Below are 18,809 nucleotides of genomic sequence, written 5' to 3'. Positions count from 1 at the left end.
CATGACCTCTCTACGCCCCATAGACAGTCTTGAAAGCCATGAGGTTACAAACCAACCGCCCACGCTAGAAGCATTTGACCGGTTTGGCTCAGATCAGGCGCTGGTCGATGCAGTCAAAATGGCGGGAGGCGAAGTTCACAAGCAACGACTTACCAGCTTTGGCATACGCACTGGTTCCAGCGAAGTCATTGGCTGGGGAGAAGCGGCCAACCGAAACCCGCCCGTGCTTGACACCCATGACCGTCAAGGAAGACGGATCGATGAAGTGCAATTCCACCCATCCTACCATCAACTGATGACGCTTGGCCTCGGCGAAGGCGTGGCCGCCGCCGGTTGGAATGGAACCGAAGCAGGCCATGTTCTTCACGCAGCGTTGAGTTTCCTGCTCGGGCAAGTTGATGCTGGCACCGGGTGTCCCATGACCATGACCTACGCCGCCGTCGCCGCCTTGAAACGTGACCCAGATGTCGGAAATGAGTGGATCGGGCGGATCACATCGTCACTTTACGATCCCGTTGTCCGACCAGCACCTGAAAAAAAGGGTGTCACAATCGGAATGGCGATGACCGAAAAACAGGGGGGATCGGACGTCCGGGCGAATACGACGCGTGCTGAATATGCAGATGGTGCGTATCATCTTACGGGTCATAAATGGTTCTGCTCTGCGCCGATGTGCGACGCATTCCTGACGCTAGCCTACACAGATAATGGTCTGACCTGCTTTATCGTTCCGCGCTGGACGCCTGATGGCCAGCGTAACGCAGGGTTTCGCGTAATCCGGCTCAAGGACAAGCTTGGTGATCGCTCTAATGCATCTTCCGAGATCGAATATCATAATGCATATGCGCAGCGGCTTGGCGAAGAGGGTCAAGGCGTCAAAACCATTATTCAGATGGTTCAGCACACCCGCTTTGACTGTATCGTGGGTTCAGCCTCCACGATGCGGGCCGCACTTGCCGAAGCGCTGTGGCATACCGCTCATCGCACCGTCATGCAGCGCCAGTTAATCGAGCAACCGGCAATGATGTCCGTTCTGGCCGATCTCGCTGTAGAAAGCGAAGCCGCCACCGCTCTCGCCTTCCAGGTCGCTGCAACATTTGATATGGCGGACCCGCTATCCCGTCTGCTTACGCCTATTGCAAAATATTGGGTATGCAAGCGTGCGCCCGCGATGGTGTATGAAGCAATGGAATGTCTGGGCGGAACAGGCTATGTCGAAACTGGTCCGATGCCGCGCCTTTTCCGTCAGTCCCCTCTAAACGCGATCTGGGAAGGTTCAGGAAATGTCATCGCGCTGGATGTCTTGCGCGCAATGGAACGTGAACCGCAAGCGCTCGAAGGTCTGCGGGATTTTCTGTTTTCTGCGCGCGAACGCTATCCTTCCTATGACGATCACCTGAAAACTCTGGAATTTGGTAGCCTGGTGGAGCATGATGCCCGAAACATCGTCGGACGTCTTGCAATAACCGCTCAGGCAGCAGTGCTCATAAATGCGGACAATCCCGTTGCTGAAGCTTTTTGCAAGTTAAGATTTGATCGACCCAGCTATCTTTTTGGTGCTTCCGGCGCTGTCATTGACACGCGGTCCATCATTGAAAGAGCCATGCCGTCAATTTTAGAGTAGTGAACCAGCAATGAGCGGTTATCGAAGGTTTTTTAACACTATAGTCTTTGGTTGTTACCCATCCAACAAGGTAAAACCCTGCTTCCAAGAGCGATCAGATCAAGCTAAGAGACCAATAACAACGGGAGTGGACAATTTAGAAGCAAATTTCGGGTAACACCGCCGAACAGATATTCATGGGTTCGGCTCCGCCCGAAAGCCCCGGCGACCATAACACCGGCCTGCAGATTTTGTGCCGTAGATATGAGAATATCCGAAGGATGAGAATTCCGCGATGACAATAGTTGCAAGTGCGAATCCACACCATGATTAGCGAGATATTTGCAAGCCGCATCTCGCGGAAGTTCGGTTGGCTTATCTTCATCAATTGATACGATATGGACCTCACTCGCAATTTTGATCAAGGGAAGCGATGAGCGTAATGCATTGGCAGCTTCGATACTCCCATTCCAACAGATGATAGCCGGATGCGCAAGGTTTATTCCAATCAAATCATAAGGTTGAAACAATATTGGCGTCCGGACGTGACTTAGTAGCTCTCCAAAAAATGCTGTTGGTCGGTTTTTATCAGAATTTCCTTGCGGCCGACCCAGAATCGCTAAGTCCCGCAAAGAACTCTCACGTATTATAGCCGTAACTGGATCCCCTTCAATATGATTGAAATCCCATCTTACATTCTCTTTGTCTAACCGCTCTTTTGTCTGCATGCGGATCTTTTCTCCGTGCTTTTGAGCCTCAACAATGAAACGGTGCTTGGCCGCCACGCCCCCATAAGCATCGAGCATATTAAATGAACCGAGTGATGAAACATGGAGGCAACTCAAATGGCCCTCGATTGCGCGGGTTACATCAAGCGCCGCTTGGGCTGACGGATCTGGCCCTTGATCATCAATGTACCATAGCACGGACTGCATAATATTTATTCCTTCCAACCAACCACATAATTTGCTTTAGGATATCATTTTTTCCTAAAGCTTGTTGTAAGCAGCACCCAAAAATATCCCCAACTCAATCCAAACATCCACCCCGCAACAACATCACTTGGCCAATGTACACCTAAAGCCACTCGCGAAATTCCGATAGTTGCAGTCAACAGCAAAGCCGCTGACACCAAGTAAATCCCTGCATGCCGTTCGGGTCGGATCTGGGTAAACAGCATGGCCATCGTTAGATATACAATTGCGGAATTGGCCGCATGCCCACTGGGGAAACTCATGGAATATTAGGTTGTAAGGTGCTCAACAACCTCGGGACGCGATCTGCTAAAATGGTCTTTTAGAAGCGACACGATCACCATTCCACCGACAGTCGGCGCCAATAGCGCCAAGGCAAAATAGTAGGTTCTTCTTACAACCAGATATGCAGCAACCAAAATGACAAGAACGATCAGCAATTTGGAGTCTCCCAAAATTGTAATAGCTCGAAGAATATCTGGAAGCCAGTCAGGACCAGACAATATGTGAGGGTTTGACGAAGAGCGAAACGCGAGCAAAATGCTGTTGTCTATTTTCGCTAAATGACCTGCCGCGACTTCCGACCAGAGCCAAAAAAGAGCATAGCTAGAATCGAAACGCCGCCGATCAAAAACGCAATTCTTTGAGCCGCGATGGCTCGGGGAACCAAAATTCGAGCTATTCGCATTTTGACCCCTGGCGGGAGATGGCTGAATTTTCGCTAAGACTGAACATGGGCGCTACTCATCCAGCCTGATTTATATCGTTATAACCAAGAAGCCGAAGTGCGTTGACTACCACGACAAGCGTCGATCCTTCATGCATCACGACAGCGGGGCCGATCCCCAGGCCGAAGAGTGTTGCCGGTATCAATACGGCGACCACGCCTAGACTGATCCAGAGATTTTGACGGATAATGCCACTTGTTGATCTGCTGAGCCCAACGGCAAAAGGCAATGTTGCCAGATCATCTGCCATTAACGCGATATCTGCCGTTTCAAGCGCGACGTCTGAACCGGCGGCTCCCATGGCTATTCCGACGCTTGCATTGGCCATCGCTGGAGCATCGTTCACACCATCACCAACCATGGCCACTCCGCCATGATCGCTCAGTTGAGCAATTTTCTCGACCTTGTCATCCGGCATCAAGTCACCGAAGGCTTCGTCAAGACCCACTTCCAGAGCGATTGCGTCCGCGACTTTCTGATTGTCGCCCGAAATCATCATCATCCGCGTGATGCCGATCGAGCGGAGCTTGTTTATCACTTCAGACGCCGAAGCGCGTGGCGTGTCCATAAGGCCAAGAACACCAAGAAATTCGCCGCCACGCCTGACAATCATGGTGCTGCGACCGCGTGAAGACATTTCGGTAACTTTTTGAGCGAGACCTTCAGGAAGCGCATCCTGATCATCTTTGAGAAAAAGCCCCGCTTTCCCTATAAAGACGTTTTCGCCATTGATTTTGGCAGAAACACCTTTACCCGTTATGCTCTGAAAATCTGTAGCGATCAGATCCGATGTTCCGAGGCGTTTTGCTGCAGCACGCACAATAGCTTGCGCCAGAGGGTGATCACTATGCACTTCGACCGCGGCAGAAATTGCGATGAGTTCGTCTGCTCCAATTTCTCCGAAGGGCACCGTCTCGACCAACTCCGGTTCGCCAATCGTAAGGGTTCCGGTTTTGTCAAAAGCGATTGAATCTAGCTTACCCAGCATCTCGAGAGGCGCGCCGCCCTTTATGAGAACGCCGCCCCGCGCTGCACGGGCAATCCCGCTTAAAACAGCGCTGGGTGTTGCAATAGCCAGCGCACAGGGGCTGGCAGCAACGAGGACTGCCATCGCCCTATAAATGCTATCGGAGACTGGCTCGTCTATCACCAACCAGGAAAACCCAGTTACGATTGCAAGCAGAATGACAACCGGCACAAAAATCCGCTCAAACTTATTGGTGAAGCTCTGCGTTGGCGATTGACGCGTCTCCGCATCGTTCACCATTTCGACAACCCGTGCCAAAGTGGTTTCCGACGCCAATCGGGTGACTTGCACTTCGAGACTACCGCTTCCGTTTATGGATCCGGCGAAAACCCTATGTTCGGATTTGACTTTATCGGCCGCTTTGGCCGCCGCTACAGCATTGTCGACCGGACGCTTGTCGACCGGGACGCTCTCACCGGTTATAGGTGCCTGGTTGACGCTGCTCGCCCCTTTGACAACAAAACCGTCTGCTGGAAGTCGCTCGTTGGAGCGGATGATTACAATATCGCCGATTACCAACTCGGCCACGGGCAATCGCAATTCCTCTCCATCCCTGCGGACCACCGCCTCCTCGGGAGCAAGGTCAGACAGTGCGGATATGGCATTGCGCGCGCGGGCCATTGCATAATTTTCAAGTGCATGGCCGATGCTGAACAGGAATAATAGAAAGGCTCCCTCTGCCCATGCCCCGAGCCACGCCGCCCCGCCGGCGGCAACAAGCATGAGAAAATCAATTTCAAATTTTCGACGCCTGATCTTTTCGAAGGCTTCCAATATCGTAAAATAGCCGCCGAAATAATAGGCCGCCACCAAAAACCAGAACCCAATACTCGCCGGCAGAAGATTGATTTTGGGTCCCAGCCATCCGGCAAGAAGGGTTGCACCGCAAAGGCCTGCAAATACCATTTCTGCACGGCCACCAAGCAGCCTGTCGATTAGCCCTCCGTGCGAGTGATCCGAATTTTCTGAATGCTTGCGGTGCTCATCGGTCATTTCTGTTCTGCCGCTCGGGTGAGAACATCGACCTGTTCGAGGCTGACAAGCCCGATCCCTCGCAGATCGTCTAGCTGAGTGTAGAAATCTTCCAGTCGAGCCCTGGCATCGATTAATTCGATCACTAATGGCGGGTTATCGCCGATTCCGAACGCATGACGTTCATGAATTATGGAAGACGAAGAGAACCCCAATATCCCTTTCAGGACGGTGCCTCCGCGAAGGCCATAAGTCCTGGCCCGAGCAATAATGGTGGTAACAACCGTCTCGTCCCCATGCATTGCGGCTTCATCGGTATAAATCCGCATGAGAGATATTTGTTGCGGCTTTGGCATTATGCACTCCTTCTCATTCTGGCTTTGGACGGAAACGTTGCAGGATTGGAAACTTGTCCAAAGAGGGCGTGAATCGCTTGATATGCGGCCTCAAATCGGGAAATTCGCGCTCAAGCATCAACCGTGTCACGGCGGGCAACACGAAAAGCGTCAATATCGTTGCGGTGATCAAACCGCCGATAACCACAATCGCCAACGGCTTTTGCACTTCTGCACCAGTGCCAGTCGCAATAGCCATCGGAACGAAACCCAAGGACGGCACGATGGCTGTCATTAGAACGGACCTGTAGCGTTCAACTGCACCGGAGTAGATGGCCTCGACAAGTTCCACGCCAGATTCAAGACGCCCCTGGATTGCGGTCATCATTACAAGTCCATTGAGCACCGCCACGCCGGCCAAAACAATGAAGCCGACAGCGACCGAGATAGAGAAGGGCAACCCCGTTACAGCTAGCGAGAATATTCCGCCGGCAATTCCGAGAGGGACCGTCACGAAAACGGCCACAGCCATTCGGAAATTACCCAGCGCCATCACCAGCAGACCGAAAATCAATAGCGCGACAATGGGAACAACAAGATTGATTCTAGCTTGAGCGGCCTGAAGGTTCTCAAATTGTCCGCCCCATTCGAGGAATACCCCCGATGGTAGAGCAACATCGCGATCGATTTGGGACTTCGCTTCGTTCACAAACGAGCCAACATCGCGGCCTCGAACGTTGAGCTGCACAACTACGCGCCGCTGTCCGTTTTCCCGGCTTATCTGATTTAGGCCTTCGGTTTCTTGCAGTGTAGCTAGCGATCTCAGGGGAACTGACGACGTTTTGCCGAAACCATTGTCTGGCAAAATAACCGGAAGCGCTCCGATAGCGTCGATATCATTTCGCACTTCGCCGGGTAGCCGCACTACAATATCAAACCGGCGGTCGCCTTGAAATACGAGCCCGCTTTCCGCGCCGCCCAATGCGGCGCTGACGGTTGCGGCGACTTCATCAACGGTGAGACCATGGGCTGCAATTGCCGAATTATCGAACTGCACGTCCAATGTCGGGAAGCCCTCGGTTTGCTCGACGCGGACATCCGCAGAACCTTCAATACCCGAAAAAACAGTCGCAAGCTGATTGGCAGTGGCCGACAGCTGTTCGAGATCGTCGCCAAATACCTTGACGGCAACATCACCTCGCACACCGGCTATCAACTCATTGAAGCGCATCTCAATAGGCTGACTGAACTCGTAGTTCTGGCCAATGAGATTGGCTAATTTCGCTTCCATTTGTTCCACCAACTCTGTCTTTGAAAGCGCCGGGTCGGGCCATTCATCTTTCGGACGCAAAATGATAAATGCATCGGAAATATTGACCGGCATGGGATCGCTGGCCACTTCAGCTGTTCCGGTTTTTGAATACATGAAGCGGACTTGTGGAAATTTGGAAATCTCCCGCTCGATCTGTTTTTGCATTGAAACGGACTGATCCAGCGACGTGGACGGTATTCGGATCGATTGAAGGGACAGATCCTGTTCGTCCAGCTGCGGCATGAACTCGCTACCGAGAAAGCCGAATATGCCGATAGACAGTCCAAATACGGCGAGCCCTGCCAAGGTTGCCCGTCCGGGCCATTTCAGTGCTTTTCGTAATGCCGGTTCGTATTTGCTTTTGCTCCAGCTCACCATCCGAACCTCTTTTTCAGAAACGCGGCCGCTTATCAGCAGAGCCAATAATGCCGGGACCAAGGTCAGTGAGAGAATAAACGCCGATATAAGCGCAAGCATTACGGTGATGGCCATCGGCGAGAAGGTTTTTCCTTCAACACCCTGAAAAGTCAGCAAAGGCACGAAAACCAGCAAAATTATCGCCTGGCCAAATAGCGAAGGCCTGATCATTTCTCTTGTTGATGCGATCACTTCTTCCAGTCGTTCGCCTAGAGACAGAAGTCGTCCTTCGTCATGTTGCCGGCCTGCCATCCGGCGCAGAAAATTTTCCACGATGATAACGCTGCCATCAACGATCAAGCCGAAATCAAGAGCGCCCAGGCTCATGAGATTTCCCGAAACGCCAAATCGATTCATTCCGATTGCCATCATCACAAAGGAAACGGGAATGACGAGCGCGGTAATCAGGGCTGCTCTGAAATTGCCCAAGAGCAGAAATAGCGCGACGATAACCAACAAAGCTCCTTCGGTCAGGTTTTTTTCAACCGTGCTGATAGTCGCATTGACCAGTTTCGAACGGTCCAGAACGACTTCCAATTTTATGTTGGGGGGCATTGTGTTGACGATTTCTGCAAGCCGATCACCGGTTGCAGCGGCAACTGCACGGCTATTTTCGCCAAGCAACATCAATGCGGTTCCGACAACGACTTCTTCGCCGTTCTCGGTTGCCGCGCCGGTTCGCAAATCGCCGCCATTGCTTACAGATGCAACGTCACGGACGCGAACGGGAATACCTTCACGTCTCGCGATGATCGAATTTTCAATTTCTTCCAGTGATTTGAGTCGTGCGTCTGCCCGCACCAGAAACGCTTCACCGCCGCGTTCAACAAAGTTTGCGCCAACAGAAAGATTGACCCTTCCCAGCGCTTCGGAAAGATCGTCAAAACCGATACCGTAGGAAGAAAGCCGAGCCGCCGAGGGGGTAACAACAAATTGTTTGGCATAACCGCCAATCGAGTCGACACCGGCAATTCCTTGAACATTGCGCAATTGTGGTCCGATTACCCAGTCCTGGAGCGTGCGCAGATACGCCGCCTTCGAGACTTCATCGTTCAAGCGTTCACCTTCAGGGGTCAGATAAGAGCCATCAGATTGCCAGCCAGGACCGCCCGAAGTCTTTCTTTTTTGGAACGGCTCATAGCTGACCGTCCACATCAAAACCTCGCCAAGACCCGTCGATACCGGTCCCATTGCCGGCTCGGCCGTGGCTGGCAGGCTGTTGCGAACAGTGGTCAGTCTTTCCGCGACCTGTTGGCGGGCAAAGTAGACGTCGGCGCTATCGTCGAATATTGCCGTAACCTGCGAAAAGCCGTTGCGGGAGATAGAACGGGTCGTCTGCAGTCCTGGAATGCCCGAGAGCGATGTTTCAACCGGATAAGTCACTAGGCGTTCAATATCGAGCGGCGACAGGGTGGGATCGACAGTGTTGATCTGGACCTGATTATTGGTGATGTCAGGGACAGCATCAATTGGCAGATTTACCAGATTATAGATTCCGAATGCCGCGACCGCAGCAAGAAACAAAACGGTAAGATACCGGTTGCGGACGGACATTTCGACGAGACGTGCAATCATAGCCGTTGCTCCAATTGGAATATTTTAATCAATGTTCTGCTTCGCCGCGGCCAAGTTCAGATTTCAGGAGAAAGGCATTTTTACCGGCGATTTGTTCACCGGCCTTGAGACCGTCGACAATCTCGATTCTACCGCCGCTCTTCGCTCCGGTCGTAACGGGCCGTGCACGGAAACCAGATTTGGTCTTTACAAACACGACGTTGCGTCCTTCGACGGATTGGACAGCCTCTGCGGGAACAATCAATGCCGTAGACTGAGCGCTTGTCGCCTGCTGAAGTATCCGCACTCGCACATATTCTCCGGGGACGAGTCTGGCGCCTGAAGCAGGGGCAAGCACGACAATGGCCGCTCTGTTTTCCGGATCGGCAGCTGGCGTAACCGCCAATACCCGAGCGGAGATTTCACCCTCGGGCGTTTCGACCGTGGCCGCTGCTCCAGTGCTGATCTTGCGCGCATCTTCCGCAGGAACTGCCGCCTCAATTTGAATAAGGTTCGGATTGGCGATACGGAAAAGCTCATCCTGAGCGGTCACGTAGGAGCCCAGAATTGCCGGGCTTGACGTTATCCGGCCGCCAATCGGTGAACGCACAGCAATAAATCGTCCGCTGACACCTGACGCAGTGGCCGCCTGGCTTGCCCTTCTTGCTTCTGCGGCAGCCTGTTGATTTTCTGCTCTCGCCGTTTCAAGATCTGCCCGTGCGGTGATTTTCTCATCGTAGAGGCGCTGCTCCCGGTTCATCTGCGACCGGGCAAGCGCGGCCCGCGAAGCTGCCGATGTAACTTCGGAACTAATTGCGGCGGCTTCGCGGCTCTCTATGGTAGCCACTGTCTCGCCGCGCCGAACCGCATCTCCCAACCTCTTTTTGATGCTCGTGACCCTGCCTTCAGCGCCCGCACTCAATATGGCCTGCCCTTGAGGAGACGGTGCAACGCTACCCTGCGCAATAATCTCGGCATCAAGCGAGCTTGGAGCCACATCGAATATTCCGATTTCAGAGGCGCGCAGCTGTTCTTTTGTCATTTCGACAACGCCTTCTTCTTCGGAATGATTTTCTTCTACGGTGTTGGCAGCGCCCTGATTTTCAGAACTACCGCCGGTTGAGCCATTGAAAATTACTCCCAGCACAACCGCAAACGCGATGGCCAGGCCAGTGATTATGATCCATTTCTTGTTGTTCATTTTATAGATCCTTGTTCAAATTTAGTGACCGAAGGTGGGTCAAATGCTTGTTGTTCGGAAAGGAGCTGTCACCTGGAATACTGGATCCAGTAGGACCACAGTCAGAGACCGCTGCTGAGATGGATGTCACCATGAATAAACCAGCGAGAGCGACCAGCAGGACCAGAATTCCAGCTACTATTATCGCGCGATCTGTTTTCAGTATTTTCATCTATTTGGCAGCCAATCTCAGCAGCGATATCACTGCTTCCGCTCGTGCGACTTTGGCTTCCAACAGGCCGAGTTCGGCAGTGTCTCTTGCCGCCGCTGCGTCCAGGACATCCAGCAGGGTAAACTTCCCGTATTGATATCCCAGTTGGGCCAGTCTTGATGCTTCCTCAGCCTGGGGCAGTGTCTGGCTTTCCAGAGTTTCCACCCGGCTTTGCGTTGCCTCCAGTTGATTGCTGGCAATATTATATTCCCGGTTGATCTCTACCAAACGCAGCGCGCGCCGTGCCTCAGCTCCGCGAACGCTTGCTTCTGCCGCCTGAATGCTGCCCTGATTGCGATTTCCAAACGGTATGGCAATCGAAGCACCTACGATGAACGCAGTATCCCCGCTTTCTTCAAAACGTCTGGCGCCGCCGCTCAGCGTTAAATCCGGAACAGCATTTGCGCGTTCGCGCGTGACAATGGCACTGGCAGCGTCCCGGTTCGCTTCCACGGCCTTGATCTGCAGCGATTGGGACAGGTCAGCCTCAAATTCTACGTCGCCGCCACTAAGCCAGACCGGTTCAACTTTCTGAGGTGGTGTTTGCGAGCCCCAAAGCGATGCAAGTAGTAATCTGGCGGAATATTCCTCTGCCCTTGCGGCTTCCAGTGCTGCTTCCGCTTCGCCAAGCGCAGCGTCAGCGCGCAATGCTCTGAGCGGCGGGTCACGGCCAGTTTCAACGAGGATGCTGGCAATCCTTGCCAGTTCCCGGTTGCGACTGACCACGCGCGTTGCAAAGTCAAGGCGGCTCTGAGCGGCGACAGCTTCTGTATATGCCAGACGCACGGAGCTGGCCAATTCCGCTTGAGAAATTGCAGCTTCTATTTCCGCGAGGCTTGTCTGCGCTCGCGCCGCACGTGTTCTGGCACCGCGTTTACCGCCGAGCTCCAATCGTTGCCCAACAGAAACTGTATATTCGGTTGAACGCAGGCCATTGAAAACGCCGCTCCCGGCGACGTTTTCAACGTCTACCGAGACCTCGGGATTTGGTCCGAGGCTGGCTTGTTTTTGGTTCCCGCGCGCGATATCAATCTCTGCTTGGGAAACTTGCACGGCAGGCGATTCAGTTCCAGCGCGCACTAAGGCCTCATTTAAACTAACACTCTGACCCTCCGCCAGAGCGGCAGTGGCAGGGCTCGCGGCAAATATCATTGCCGCACAGAGGCGCAGACGCGCCATTTTCTTCAACATTTTTGAGAAATCCTCGCTTAACTAATTGAAATAACGCCTTAAGTCTGGCGCAAGTCAGAATTAGTTCAGACGCGAGGTGGTCGTTTTAAACGGGATGAATGCGCAGACAGCGCAAATTGATCAGTTTCACCGTGGAAACGGGCATTTGTCAAACTAGCCGACATATCGCAATTTACTACCCGGGCAGCGGTGACACTGCCGTTGTGGCATGGCCATGCGGACAAACGCCGTGTTTGCTCTGCTCTTCTGGAGCAGGAATATTATCGGATGTTTGGGTTCCATTTGCCATCTCGGTAACTTCGCTTTCCGAAGCATCGGGTGCGCACTCAGCTGCATCCGCGAAGTTCATCCCCATGACAAGCAGCATGAAGGCTAACGCCATGCCGCGAATCATTGCTGATCCTTTAGATAGAGATAGACGCCGGGCAATCATGCCGCTTCTACTGTAAGATGATCTCGTTCAAAGCAAGACAATTTTAAAAATCTGTCACTATTCTAAAGGGTTGCGTGTAATAGTATAACATATTCATATCGTTCTATTCCGAGTGAAATACCAAAATCCGAAATGAAACGGCCCTTGTGTTAGAGCACGAAAGTTCACGCCTTAACCAAAAATTGCCCCATCATTCCGGCATCTTCATGTTCGAGAATATGACAATGATACATGTAGGGTAGTTCTGAATCGGTATATTCTTCAAAGCGCAATAGTACTCGAACGACTTCACGCGGCGCAACCACCACTGTATCTTTCAGCCCTCGATCCTGCGGACCTGGTTGACGACCATCGCGGTCCAGCACACGAAACTGCACATCATGAATGTGAAAGGGATGCGCCATCATCGAAGCATTCTCTATCTGCCAGATTTCTGTCGTGTTGACTTTTACCGTCTCGTCGATGCGCTGCATATCCATGGATTTGCCGTTGATCGTAAAGCCGCCACCGCGCATCATGTTCATACCCATGCCCATTTGAAGCATAAATCGTCGCGTCTTGATGGCAGTTTCCGGTTCAACCGGTGCCAGTGCAATCAGTCGGCTTGGCATTACGATGGCCTGCCGTCTTTGAGCTGCAGGCCGAATGTTAAGCACGGTGAAGCGTCGTCGTTCATCCATCATGCCTTCCCGGCGCCCGCCGCTTCCTCCCATCCGGTCGCCACTATCGCGCATACCGCGGTTTCCCATACCGCCGCCCATCATCCCCATCATTCCCATGGTTTCAAGGCTATCTGCACGGAGGATAGTTGGCCTGCCATCGCTCAGATCGACGACAATTTGCGCTCGCTCACCCGGGGCGAGGACGACATTGTTTGTACGATAAGGCTGTTCGAAGAGACCGCCATCGCTTCCGATCTGCATGAAAGGACGCCCATCATCAAATCCAAAGCGATAGAACCGCGCGTTCGAGCCATTGAGAAGGCGTATCCGCAACAAGTCGCTGCGGGCTTCGAAAACCGGATCGACGATCCCGTTCACAAGCAGAGTATCACCCATCATCCCCATCATGACATCGCGCATCGATGTAGAATAAGCAAAACTGCCATCGCGGTTGAAGGCGCGGTCCTGAACGATCAGTGGAATATCATCGACGCCATAGTCATTCGGCAGGTCGAGCCGCTCGCTTTCGTCATCGCGAACATAGATGGCCCCGGCCAGTCCCTGATAGACCTGCGGACCGGACCGACGGTGCGCGTGGGAATGATACCAGAACATTGATGCCCGCTGCTTCACCACGAAGCTTGGCGACCATGTGCTGCCGGGCGCTATCGGTTGATGCGGCCCGCCATCGGCACGGGCAGGCAAGTGAAAGCCGTGCCAATGCACGGTAGCCGTTTCGGAAAGGTCACTACTGACGTTCATGCGAACGGTTTCCCCGGCATACATTTCAAGTGTTGGGCCGAGATAGGATTGGTTGATGCCTATCGTCGGAGTTTGCACACCTTCGAGAAACTGAGAAACACCGCGTTGCAGTTTCAGATCGAATACGCGGATGCCATTTTCCCGTTCTCCCGAGTAAAGCGGCGGTATAAGTAAAGAGCGACCTGAAGTCGCTCGCACAGATGCGGCCCCCTGGCCTCCGATGAATTGGCGGGTCGCCATGCCTCCAATTGCAATAACTCCACCGCCAAGCACAGCGGCACCAATCACAGACCGTCTATTCACCATGTTAAACATTCCTAATAATAATGTTATCGGCTTGAAGGGCATTCATACCGTATGCCTATCCTTTGGCCGCTCACCATCATGTCCCTTGCCGATCAACCAGAATCCCAGACCAATAACAGCGACAACCAAAACCTGAGCCAAAATGGGCTGGAGTGCTGGATAGATGCCAAGCATCGATATTCGCGGAAAATCCTTAAGCGGCGTAACATCAAGCATACCGGCTTCCTGCAAAGCTCCGACGCCTTTTCCGGTCAACACCACGGTTAGCACAATCATCAGAGCCGAGCTATAAGCGAAGAATTTTCTAATCTGCAGTTTGCGACTGTAGCGCAGCATGGCCCAGGCGATAGCAGCAAGCAGCAGTACGGCTGCTCCCGAACCGGCAATAATTGGTACACCAGTGTCATCGCTCCAAAGCGCCGCGAAAAACAGGATTGTTTCAAAGACTTCGCGGTAGACAACCAGAAATGCAAGACCAAATAGGAACCAGGCCGAGCCTCGAGACAGAGCCTTGTTCATCGTTTCGCGGATATAGCGCTGCCATTCATCAACTCGCGATTTGCCGTGCATCCAGAGCCCGACGAACAGAAGGATGGCAGCAGCAAAAAGCGATCCAAAACCTTCGGTGAGCTCTCTGCTGGCTCCGCTTATCCCGATGACGTAGGTTGCGGCAAACCAGGTTATTCCGCCAGCAATGAGGGCCGTGATCCACCCCCCGTGAACATAGTGCATGACTTCTGGGCGTTCGGCCTTGCGAAGAAATGCTATCATGGCGACAATGATGAGGATCGCTTCCAGTCCCTCACGCAGCAAGATGGTGAATGCCCCGACAAAGGCCGATACTCCGCTTGCATTGTCAGGAACAAGGATAGCCTCCGCCTGTGTAAATTGCACTTTAAGGGTTTTGATCTGATTTTCGACGTCGGACACGGGCCGGTTTTTATCGATGGCATTGCGAAGCTGGGCCATTGATCGTTCTATACTGCTCAGCAAGTCTGCATCGCGCGTGCCGAGTAAGGCCTCAAATGGCTCGAACCCATCCAAATAGGCAGAAAGAGCCAAATCGTTCGCCGCTTCCTTTTTTCCAGCGCGGTAAGCGGCAAGGCTTTCGTTCAATTTTGTGCGAGCAAGGTCCAGCGATCCACCGAAAGCCTTTGCAATCGCCTCGGGATGGCTGCGCAAGAATGCGAAAACAGCGTCGGCCTTGTCCGGCCCGATCTTGCGCGCAAGCGTAGCAGGAGTCATGCTCGACCATGCTGTTAAATCAGGAAATTGCGCGCGAAGGGAGGCATCGCTTTCCCAGAGCTTTTCTCCTCGCGCGATATCCCCGAACGCAAAGCTGCCAGTATATGCCGCCAGGTCCCAACGGTCCTGCGCGGGCAGATCGGAAAAGCTTTGCATTGCTGTTCCATCGAGGCCCTGTCCGATCACCTGATACAAACCAAATAGACTGCGCTGACGCGCGCGTTCTGCATCCGTGAAATCAATTGGTGCTGGATCAAGGCCCTGCGCATCAGGTCCTTGCCCGTTGCCCGACAGTCCATGACAGCTGGCGCAGTTTTGGGCGTATAATCGTGCACCATTCTGCAAGTCAGGGGCATTGTGAGGTGCCAGCGGAACGGGATAGCCGCGTAACAAATTATTCGCCAGCAAGCGGGCATCTTGCGCAACCTTGGTCGCTGGTGCCTTGTCGGCAATGGCAATTTTCATGTCATTGGCTTGTGCGATCAACGCAGCACGATCGCTTGCCGCTGGTAACTCCGCAATACGCTTGGCAGCCGATTCTGAGAACTCGATCATCTCGGCATATTCCGCCTCACTAATCACCTTTCCATCTTCGACTGCGCCGGGATAATCAACGGCGATATAGTCCAACAGGCGCCATATGGTTTGGACATCTCCCGCTTTGGCTTGGGCAGAAGCTGGCAGGCAGGCAGCAAATAGAAACAGCAAGGACAAAGTAGCGATTCGAAGATTGAAAAGATACATCACGCCGGATGGTCCGCCGACGTCTTATGTTCTTGGAGCTCAATTAATGCATTTTTCAAAATCTGATAAGCGGAATGGAGGAAAACGACCGCGATGATCCCGGCCACTGCAATATCAGGCCACGATTTTCCAGTCCACGCCACAAGAGCCGCCGCACAGATCACTGCGACATTTGCAATCGCGTCATTTCGGCTGAAAAGCCAGACTGCCTGGACATTCGCATCGCCCTCGCGAAAGCGCGAAAGAACAAAGGCGGACACCACATTTATGCCAAGCGCTAAAAACCCCAACGCTCCCATAATTCCGGCCTCGGGAACCCCCGGGTCTATCGCTCGCAAGATGGCAAAACCGATGACGCCGACACCCAAAAGGGCAAGAAAAATTCCTTGAATCAATGCCACGCGTGACCGTATTACCGCAGTCCAGCCAAGGGCAAACAATCCAACAAGGGTAATCGACCCATCGCCTAGAAAATCAAGCGCATCGGCCTTCAGAGCTTGGCTGTCAGCGATAAATCCCCCGACAATCTCGAACAGGCCGAAGCCGATATTGAGGATAATGACAATCCATAATGCCCGCCGATATGCCGGGTCATCCTGTGCTCTTTTTGGATCGCCTGTGCAGCCGCATTCATCTGTTTCTTCCATGCTCATGAGCTTGCCTTACAACCTCCAGTTACTGTAGAAGCAAGCATTAATTTAAATAGGCCGTATAAGGAAAATGATTTGACCAATATGATGATCGGTGACCTAGCGCAAAAAACCAGCACCAAGGTAAACACAGTACGCTATTACGAAGATATAGGACTGTTACCCGAACCTGCACGAACGGCATCGGGTAGGCGGACATATGCGGAAAGCGATGTTCGGAGATTGTCATTCGTCCGTCACAGTCGCGGATTTGGGTTTTCTATTGATGAAATACGATCACTTCTGGAAATATCAGATAGCCCAAAACAAGACTGCGAAGCGGCCGCAAAAATTGCGCAAGAGCATTTGGAAAAGATTGATACCCAAATAGTTCAACTGACATCGCTACGGGATGCTCTTAAGTTGTTTGCAACCTCATGCTCGGGAGGTTCTGCCGAGCATTGTGAAATCATAGGTGCGCTAAATCGCTTGAACCCGCCGGTCGGTTAGATGGCAGGCGAAGGTGCGTTTTATCGATCCACTTAAATGCAAGACTATGCCCCAACTGTTTCTCCGCAGCGGCGACCGCATAGCGCTTTGGCCGACTTCCTTGAATCTCACCGCCAAATCATATGCTGCGCATAAGGAATATGACCATAAGAATAATCGTTTTTTCAACAGCTATCGTTAAGAGAAGTGCGCAGCATGAAAATCTGTCCAGCCAACGACAAATGTTCGCATACTCATAATAACATCAAACAGACAGATTCAATCGAGTTTTGAACTGATCCATGAATCAATATCGGCCTCCAACCAAGCAACAACATACCCACCAAGCGTATGCGGCCTTGGAAACTTTCCTTCATCCATCCAACGATAGATGGTGGAACGCCCGAGCCCAACGCGGTGCTGCACTTCTTTAAGCCGGATGAGCCGCATAACCGGCTGCCTCGAAACTTTATTCAATCCGGCATCAAGCATCTCCAACTCCATTTTTCCGATCAAAGCCATCACCCAAGAGAGCGTCCTTTTGAGCAAGATAGTCGATATGCTCAGCGAGCAATCGCGCTACACGTTTGGCAGTTCCCTTCGCCCAACGTGGTTTGACATCATGGAGGTGATCACCGAACTGGGCTTCCAAGGCATCGGGTAAATGACGGACCAGTTGTTCAAAAAACAAAGCAAGGTCGGTTTGCATCCACAGCGAGGCTCTGTCCTGATCGGCAACCAGATAAAGAAGCAAATGGGCATGCGGCGAGGCGCCCGTACCATATAATATACGCAAGGCCTCACTCACGGTGGCTTCGCGCTTCCCCGCAAGGATGCGCCGCATTGTGCCCCGATCGATTTCGGCATCGCGTGCAATGCACACTTGAGAGCGGCCTGACGTAGAAGCAGCCTCATGAAGTAGCTTCGATACACCGGCCTTAATTTGCGCCTCGGAAATTCCATCGGGTTCAGTCATGTCATTCATCCTGTCATTAAGAGAACGAATCACCTGATATCTTGAACAATCACCTGTAGGAAAATGAAAAGAACATAAAAAGAACAAATAGGAAATTGCGAATCACCGAATCCGGGTTTCCTGTTCTGTTGAAAACAGCTTCTGTTCAAACGAGAACAACTCCTGCGCTGGCCTGAACAGTTCCTGCGCGAACGAGCGCATCGGCTGGTCAACACTACCCAACTCACCTCCAGAATATCGCTTTTTGCTTGGAAGGCACCTAATTTTCCATTTCCTGTTTTCCTACAGGCGGATCACCGATGCACAAAGAACATACAGCGAACACATGCTGTTTCATGTTTCTCAAGCGAAAGTGATTTTTCATGACCTCAACGACTCAGACAAAACGCACCCGCCTTACCGATTATATCCTCCCTGCCGCGATTGCGCTGGCCTGTGCGGGCGCTGCCTATGCCGGTGCAGATAACACATTTGATCCCGCGCTTGCAAAATTTACCGACTTCCTTGAAGGCTCAGGCGGCAAGATCATCACCGTCCTTAGTCTCGCTGCTGGCCTGATCGGCCTTGCTTCGGGACGCTTTTCATTGGGACAAATTGCTGTTCCCGTAGGCGTCGGCATCGGCGTCGGGACCGGCGTTCCCATCGTCACCTCCGTTGTCACGGCAGTCATTTAACGGCTGCGACCGGCAAGGAGGGCGGCATCATGGCTGACAGATATCTTCTACCCCGGCGACTTGATGATCCTGAACTCATCGGTTTTTGGACGATCGACGAGTTTCTTGGGCTTATCATTCCGTTCGCCTGGGGCATATTAGCGCAGCATATTTTTGTAGGAATCGCTTTAGCATTTGTCGCCTGGTTTGCCCTTCGAAAAGCAAAGTCCGGCGGTGCAAGCGCGCAGCTCCTCCATGCTGTCTACTGGTATCTGCCCGGATCGTTTCTGGGATTGAAAGCCACGCCGCCCTCCTGTTGCCGACTTCTGGCCGGTTGAAGGAGGAG

General features: G+C 52.6%; 16 protein-coding genes and 1 pseudogene. 4 read left to right on the top strand and 13 right to left on the bottom strand.

Annotated features, from left to right (window positions below; translation table 11 throughout):
- Position 1: 1 nt before the first annotated feature.
- Positions 2–1,624, top strand: a complete 1,623-nt coding sequence (locus VIN76_RS07730; RefSeq protein WP_332041258.1) for an acyl-CoA dehydrogenase family protein — start codon at positions 2–4, stop codon at positions 1,622–1,624.
- 104 nt (positions 1,625–1,728) lie between these two features.
- Here VIN76_RS07730 and VIN76_RS07725 read toward each other — a convergent pair whose 3' ends face one another.
- From VIN76_RS07725 to VIN76_RS07680, 11 genes and pseudogenes are all read right to left on the bottom strand, one after another.
- Entirely contained in the window at positions 1,729–2,538 is an 810-nt protein-coding gene (locus VIN76_RS07725) for a universal stress protein (RefSeq protein ID WP_332041257.1), read from the bottom strand.
- Positions 2,539–2,582: 44 nt separating this feature from the next.
- Positions 2,583–2,840: a phosphatase PAP2 family protein gene (locus VIN76_RS16250; RefSeq protein ID WP_414696308.1), complete on the bottom strand. Its 258-nt coding sequence runs from the start codon at positions 2,838–2,840 to the stop codon at positions 2,583–2,585.
- A 481-nt stretch (positions 2,841–3,321) separates the two neighbouring features.
- A pseudogene (locus VIN76_RS07720) lies at positions 3,322–5,376 on the bottom strand (heavy metal translocating P-type ATPase); the annotation flags it as partial.
- On the bottom strand, positions 5,322–5,606 hold the full coding sequence (locus tag VIN76_RS07715) for a DUF190 domain-containing protein (protein WP_414696310.1): 285 nt from the start codon (positions 5,604–5,606) through the stop codon (positions 5,322–5,324). The gene VIN76_RS07715 and the pseudogene VIN76_RS07720, both read right to left, overlap by 55 nt.
- A gap of 67 nt (positions 5,607–5,673) precedes the next feature.
- The gene (locus VIN76_RS07710) at positions 5,674–8,943 is read right to left on the bottom strand and encodes a CusA/CzcA family heavy metal efflux RND transporter (protein WP_332041254.1); all 3,270 of its coding nucleotides are present in this window, start codon (positions 8,941–8,943) and stop codon (positions 5,674–5,676) included.
- Between the two features lie 28 nt (positions 8,944–8,971).
- Complete coding sequence (locus tag VIN76_RS07705; RefSeq protein WP_332041253.1) at positions 8,972–10,123, bottom strand: efflux RND transporter periplasmic adaptor subunit; 1,152 nt, start codon at positions 10,121–10,123, stop codon at positions 8,972–8,974.
- A gap of 211 nt (positions 10,124–10,334) precedes the next feature.
- Positions 10,335–11,525, bottom strand: a complete 1,191-nt coding sequence (locus tag VIN76_RS07700; RefSeq protein WP_332041294.1) for a TolC family protein — start codon at positions 11,523–11,525, stop codon at positions 10,335–10,337.
- Between the two features lie 214 nt (positions 11,526–11,739).
- Entirely contained in the window at positions 11,740–11,958 is a 219-nt protein-coding gene (locus VIN76_RS07695) for a hypothetical protein (protein ID WP_332041252.1), read from the bottom strand.
- A 203-nt stretch (positions 11,959–12,161) separates the two neighbouring features.
- Positions 12,162–13,727 carry a multicopper oxidase family protein gene (locus tag VIN76_RS07690; protein WP_332041251.1) on the bottom strand — a complete coding sequence of 522 codons (1,566 nt, stop codon included), beginning with the start codon at positions 13,725–13,727 and terminating at the stop codon, positions 12,162–12,164.
- Positions 13,728–13,769: 42 nt separating this feature from the next.
- Entirely contained in the window at positions 13,770–15,716 is a 1,947-nt protein-coding gene (locus tag VIN76_RS07685) for an FTR1 family protein (RefSeq protein ID WP_332041293.1), read from the bottom strand.
- Positions 15,716–16,369 (bottom strand): cation transporter, encoded by a 654-nt coding sequence (locus VIN76_RS07680; RefSeq protein WP_332041250.1) that lies wholly within the window; start codon positions 16,367–16,369, stop codon positions 15,716–15,718. The genes VIN76_RS07685 and VIN76_RS07680 overlap by 1 nt, the downstream gene beginning before the upstream one ends.
- A gap of 81 nt (positions 16,370–16,450) precedes the next feature.
- Here VIN76_RS07680 and VIN76_RS07675 point away from each other — a divergent pair, with 81 nt between their 5' ends.
- A complete protein-coding gene (locus tag VIN76_RS07675; RefSeq protein ID WP_332041292.1) occupies positions 16,451–16,855 on the top strand; it encodes a helix-turn-helix domain-containing protein in 405 nt (134 codons plus the stop codon).
- Positions 16,856–17,113: 258 nt separating this feature from the next.
- On the opposite strand, the gene VIN76_RS07670 is transcribed toward VIN76_RS07675, so the two are convergent.
- Both VIN76_RS07670 and VIN76_RS07665 read right to left on the bottom strand, forming a co-directional pair.
- Positions 17,114–17,326 carry an AlpA family transcriptional regulator gene (locus VIN76_RS07670; RefSeq protein ID WP_332041249.1) on the bottom strand — a complete coding sequence of 71 codons (213 nt, stop codon included), beginning with the start codon at positions 17,324–17,326 and terminating at the stop codon, positions 17,114–17,116.
- Entirely contained in the window at positions 17,319–17,810 is a 492-nt protein-coding gene (locus VIN76_RS07665) for a hypothetical protein (RefSeq protein WP_332041248.1), read from the bottom strand. The genes VIN76_RS07670 and VIN76_RS07665 overlap by 8 nt, the downstream gene beginning before the upstream one ends.
- 362 nt (positions 17,811–18,172) lie before the next feature.
- On the opposite strand from VIN76_RS07665, the gene VIN76_RS07660 reads away from it, so the two are divergent.
- Positions 18,173–18,484, top strand: a complete 312-nt coding sequence (locus tag VIN76_RS07660) for a hypothetical protein (protein WP_332041247.1) — start codon at positions 18,173–18,175, stop codon at positions 18,482–18,484.
- Positions 18,485–18,513: 29 nt separating this feature from the next.
- A complete protein-coding gene (traL, locus tag VIN76_RS07655) occupies positions 18,514–18,801 on the top strand; it encodes a type IV conjugative transfer system protein TraL (protein WP_332041246.1) in 288 nt (95 codons plus the stop codon).
- Positions 18,802–18,809 lie beyond the last annotated feature (8 nt).

The organism is Parasphingorhabdus sp., from assembly GCF_036568145.1.
GTDB lineage: Bacteria > Pseudomonadota > Alphaproteobacteria > Sphingomonadales > Sphingomonadaceae > Parasphingorhabdus.
Note: the sequence above shows the minus strand (reverse complement) of the source record. Positions and strands in the feature narration are given on the sequence as shown.

Coding starts and splice junctions, on each gene's coding strand:
- VIN76_RS07710 (WP_332041254.1), bottom strand. CDS start 8,943: ATGATTGCACGTCTCGTCGAAATGTCCGTCCGCAACCGGTATCTTACC.
- VIN76_RS07680 (WP_332041250.1), bottom strand. CDS start 16,369: ATGAGCATGGAAGAAACAGATGAATGCGGCTGCACAGGCGATCCAAAA.
- VIN76_RS07700 (WP_332041294.1), bottom strand. CDS start 11,525: ATGATATTTGCCGCGAGCCCTGCCACTGCCGCTCTGGCGGAGGGTCAG.
- VIN76_RS07685 (WP_332041293.1), bottom strand. CDS start 15,716: ATGTATCTTTTCAATCTTCGAATCGCTACTTTGTCCTTGCTGTTTCTA.
- VIN76_RS16250 (WP_414696308.1), bottom strand. CDS start 2,840: ATGAGTTTCCCCAGTGGGCATGCGGCCAATTCCGCAATTGTATATCTA.
- VIN76_RS07705 (WP_332041253.1), bottom strand. CDS start 10,123: ATGAACAACAAGAAATGGATCATAATCACTGGCCTGGCCATCGCGTTT.
- VIN76_RS07665 (WP_332041248.1), bottom strand. CDS start 17,810: ATGACTGAACCCGATGGAATTTCCGAGGCGCAAATTAAGGCCGGTGTA.
- VIN76_RS07690 (WP_332041251.1), bottom strand. CDS start 13,727: ATGGTGAATAGACGGTCTGTGATTGGTGCCGCTGTGCTTGGCGGTGGA.
- VIN76_RS07725 (WP_332041257.1), bottom strand. CDS start 2,538: ATGCAGTCCGTGCTATGGTACATTGATGATCAAGGGCCAGATCCGTCA.
- VIN76_RS07730 (WP_332041258.1), top strand. CDS start 2: ATGACCTCTCTACGCCCCATAGACAGTCTTGAAAGCCATGAGGTTACA.
- VIN76_RS07715 (WP_414696310.1), bottom strand. CDS start 5,606: ATGCATGGGGACGAGACGGTTGTTACCACCATTATTGCTCGGGCCAGG.
- VIN76_RS07660 (WP_332041247.1), top strand. CDS start 18,173: ATGACCTCAACGACTCAGACAAAACGCACCCGCCTTACCGATTATATC.
- traL (WP_332041246.1), top strand. CDS start 18,514: ATGGCTGACAGATATCTTCTACCCCGGCGACTTGATGATCCTGAACTC.
- VIN76_RS07675 (WP_332041292.1), top strand. CDS start 16,451: ATGATGATCGGTGACCTAGCGCAAAAAACCAGCACCAAGGTAAACACA.
- VIN76_RS07695 (WP_332041252.1), bottom strand. CDS start 11,958: ATGATTCGCGGCATGGCGTTAGCCTTCATGCTGCTTGTCATGGGGATG.
- VIN76_RS07670 (WP_332041249.1), bottom strand. CDS start 17,326: ATGCTTGATGCCGGATTGAATAAAGTTTCGAGGCAGCCGGTTATGCGG.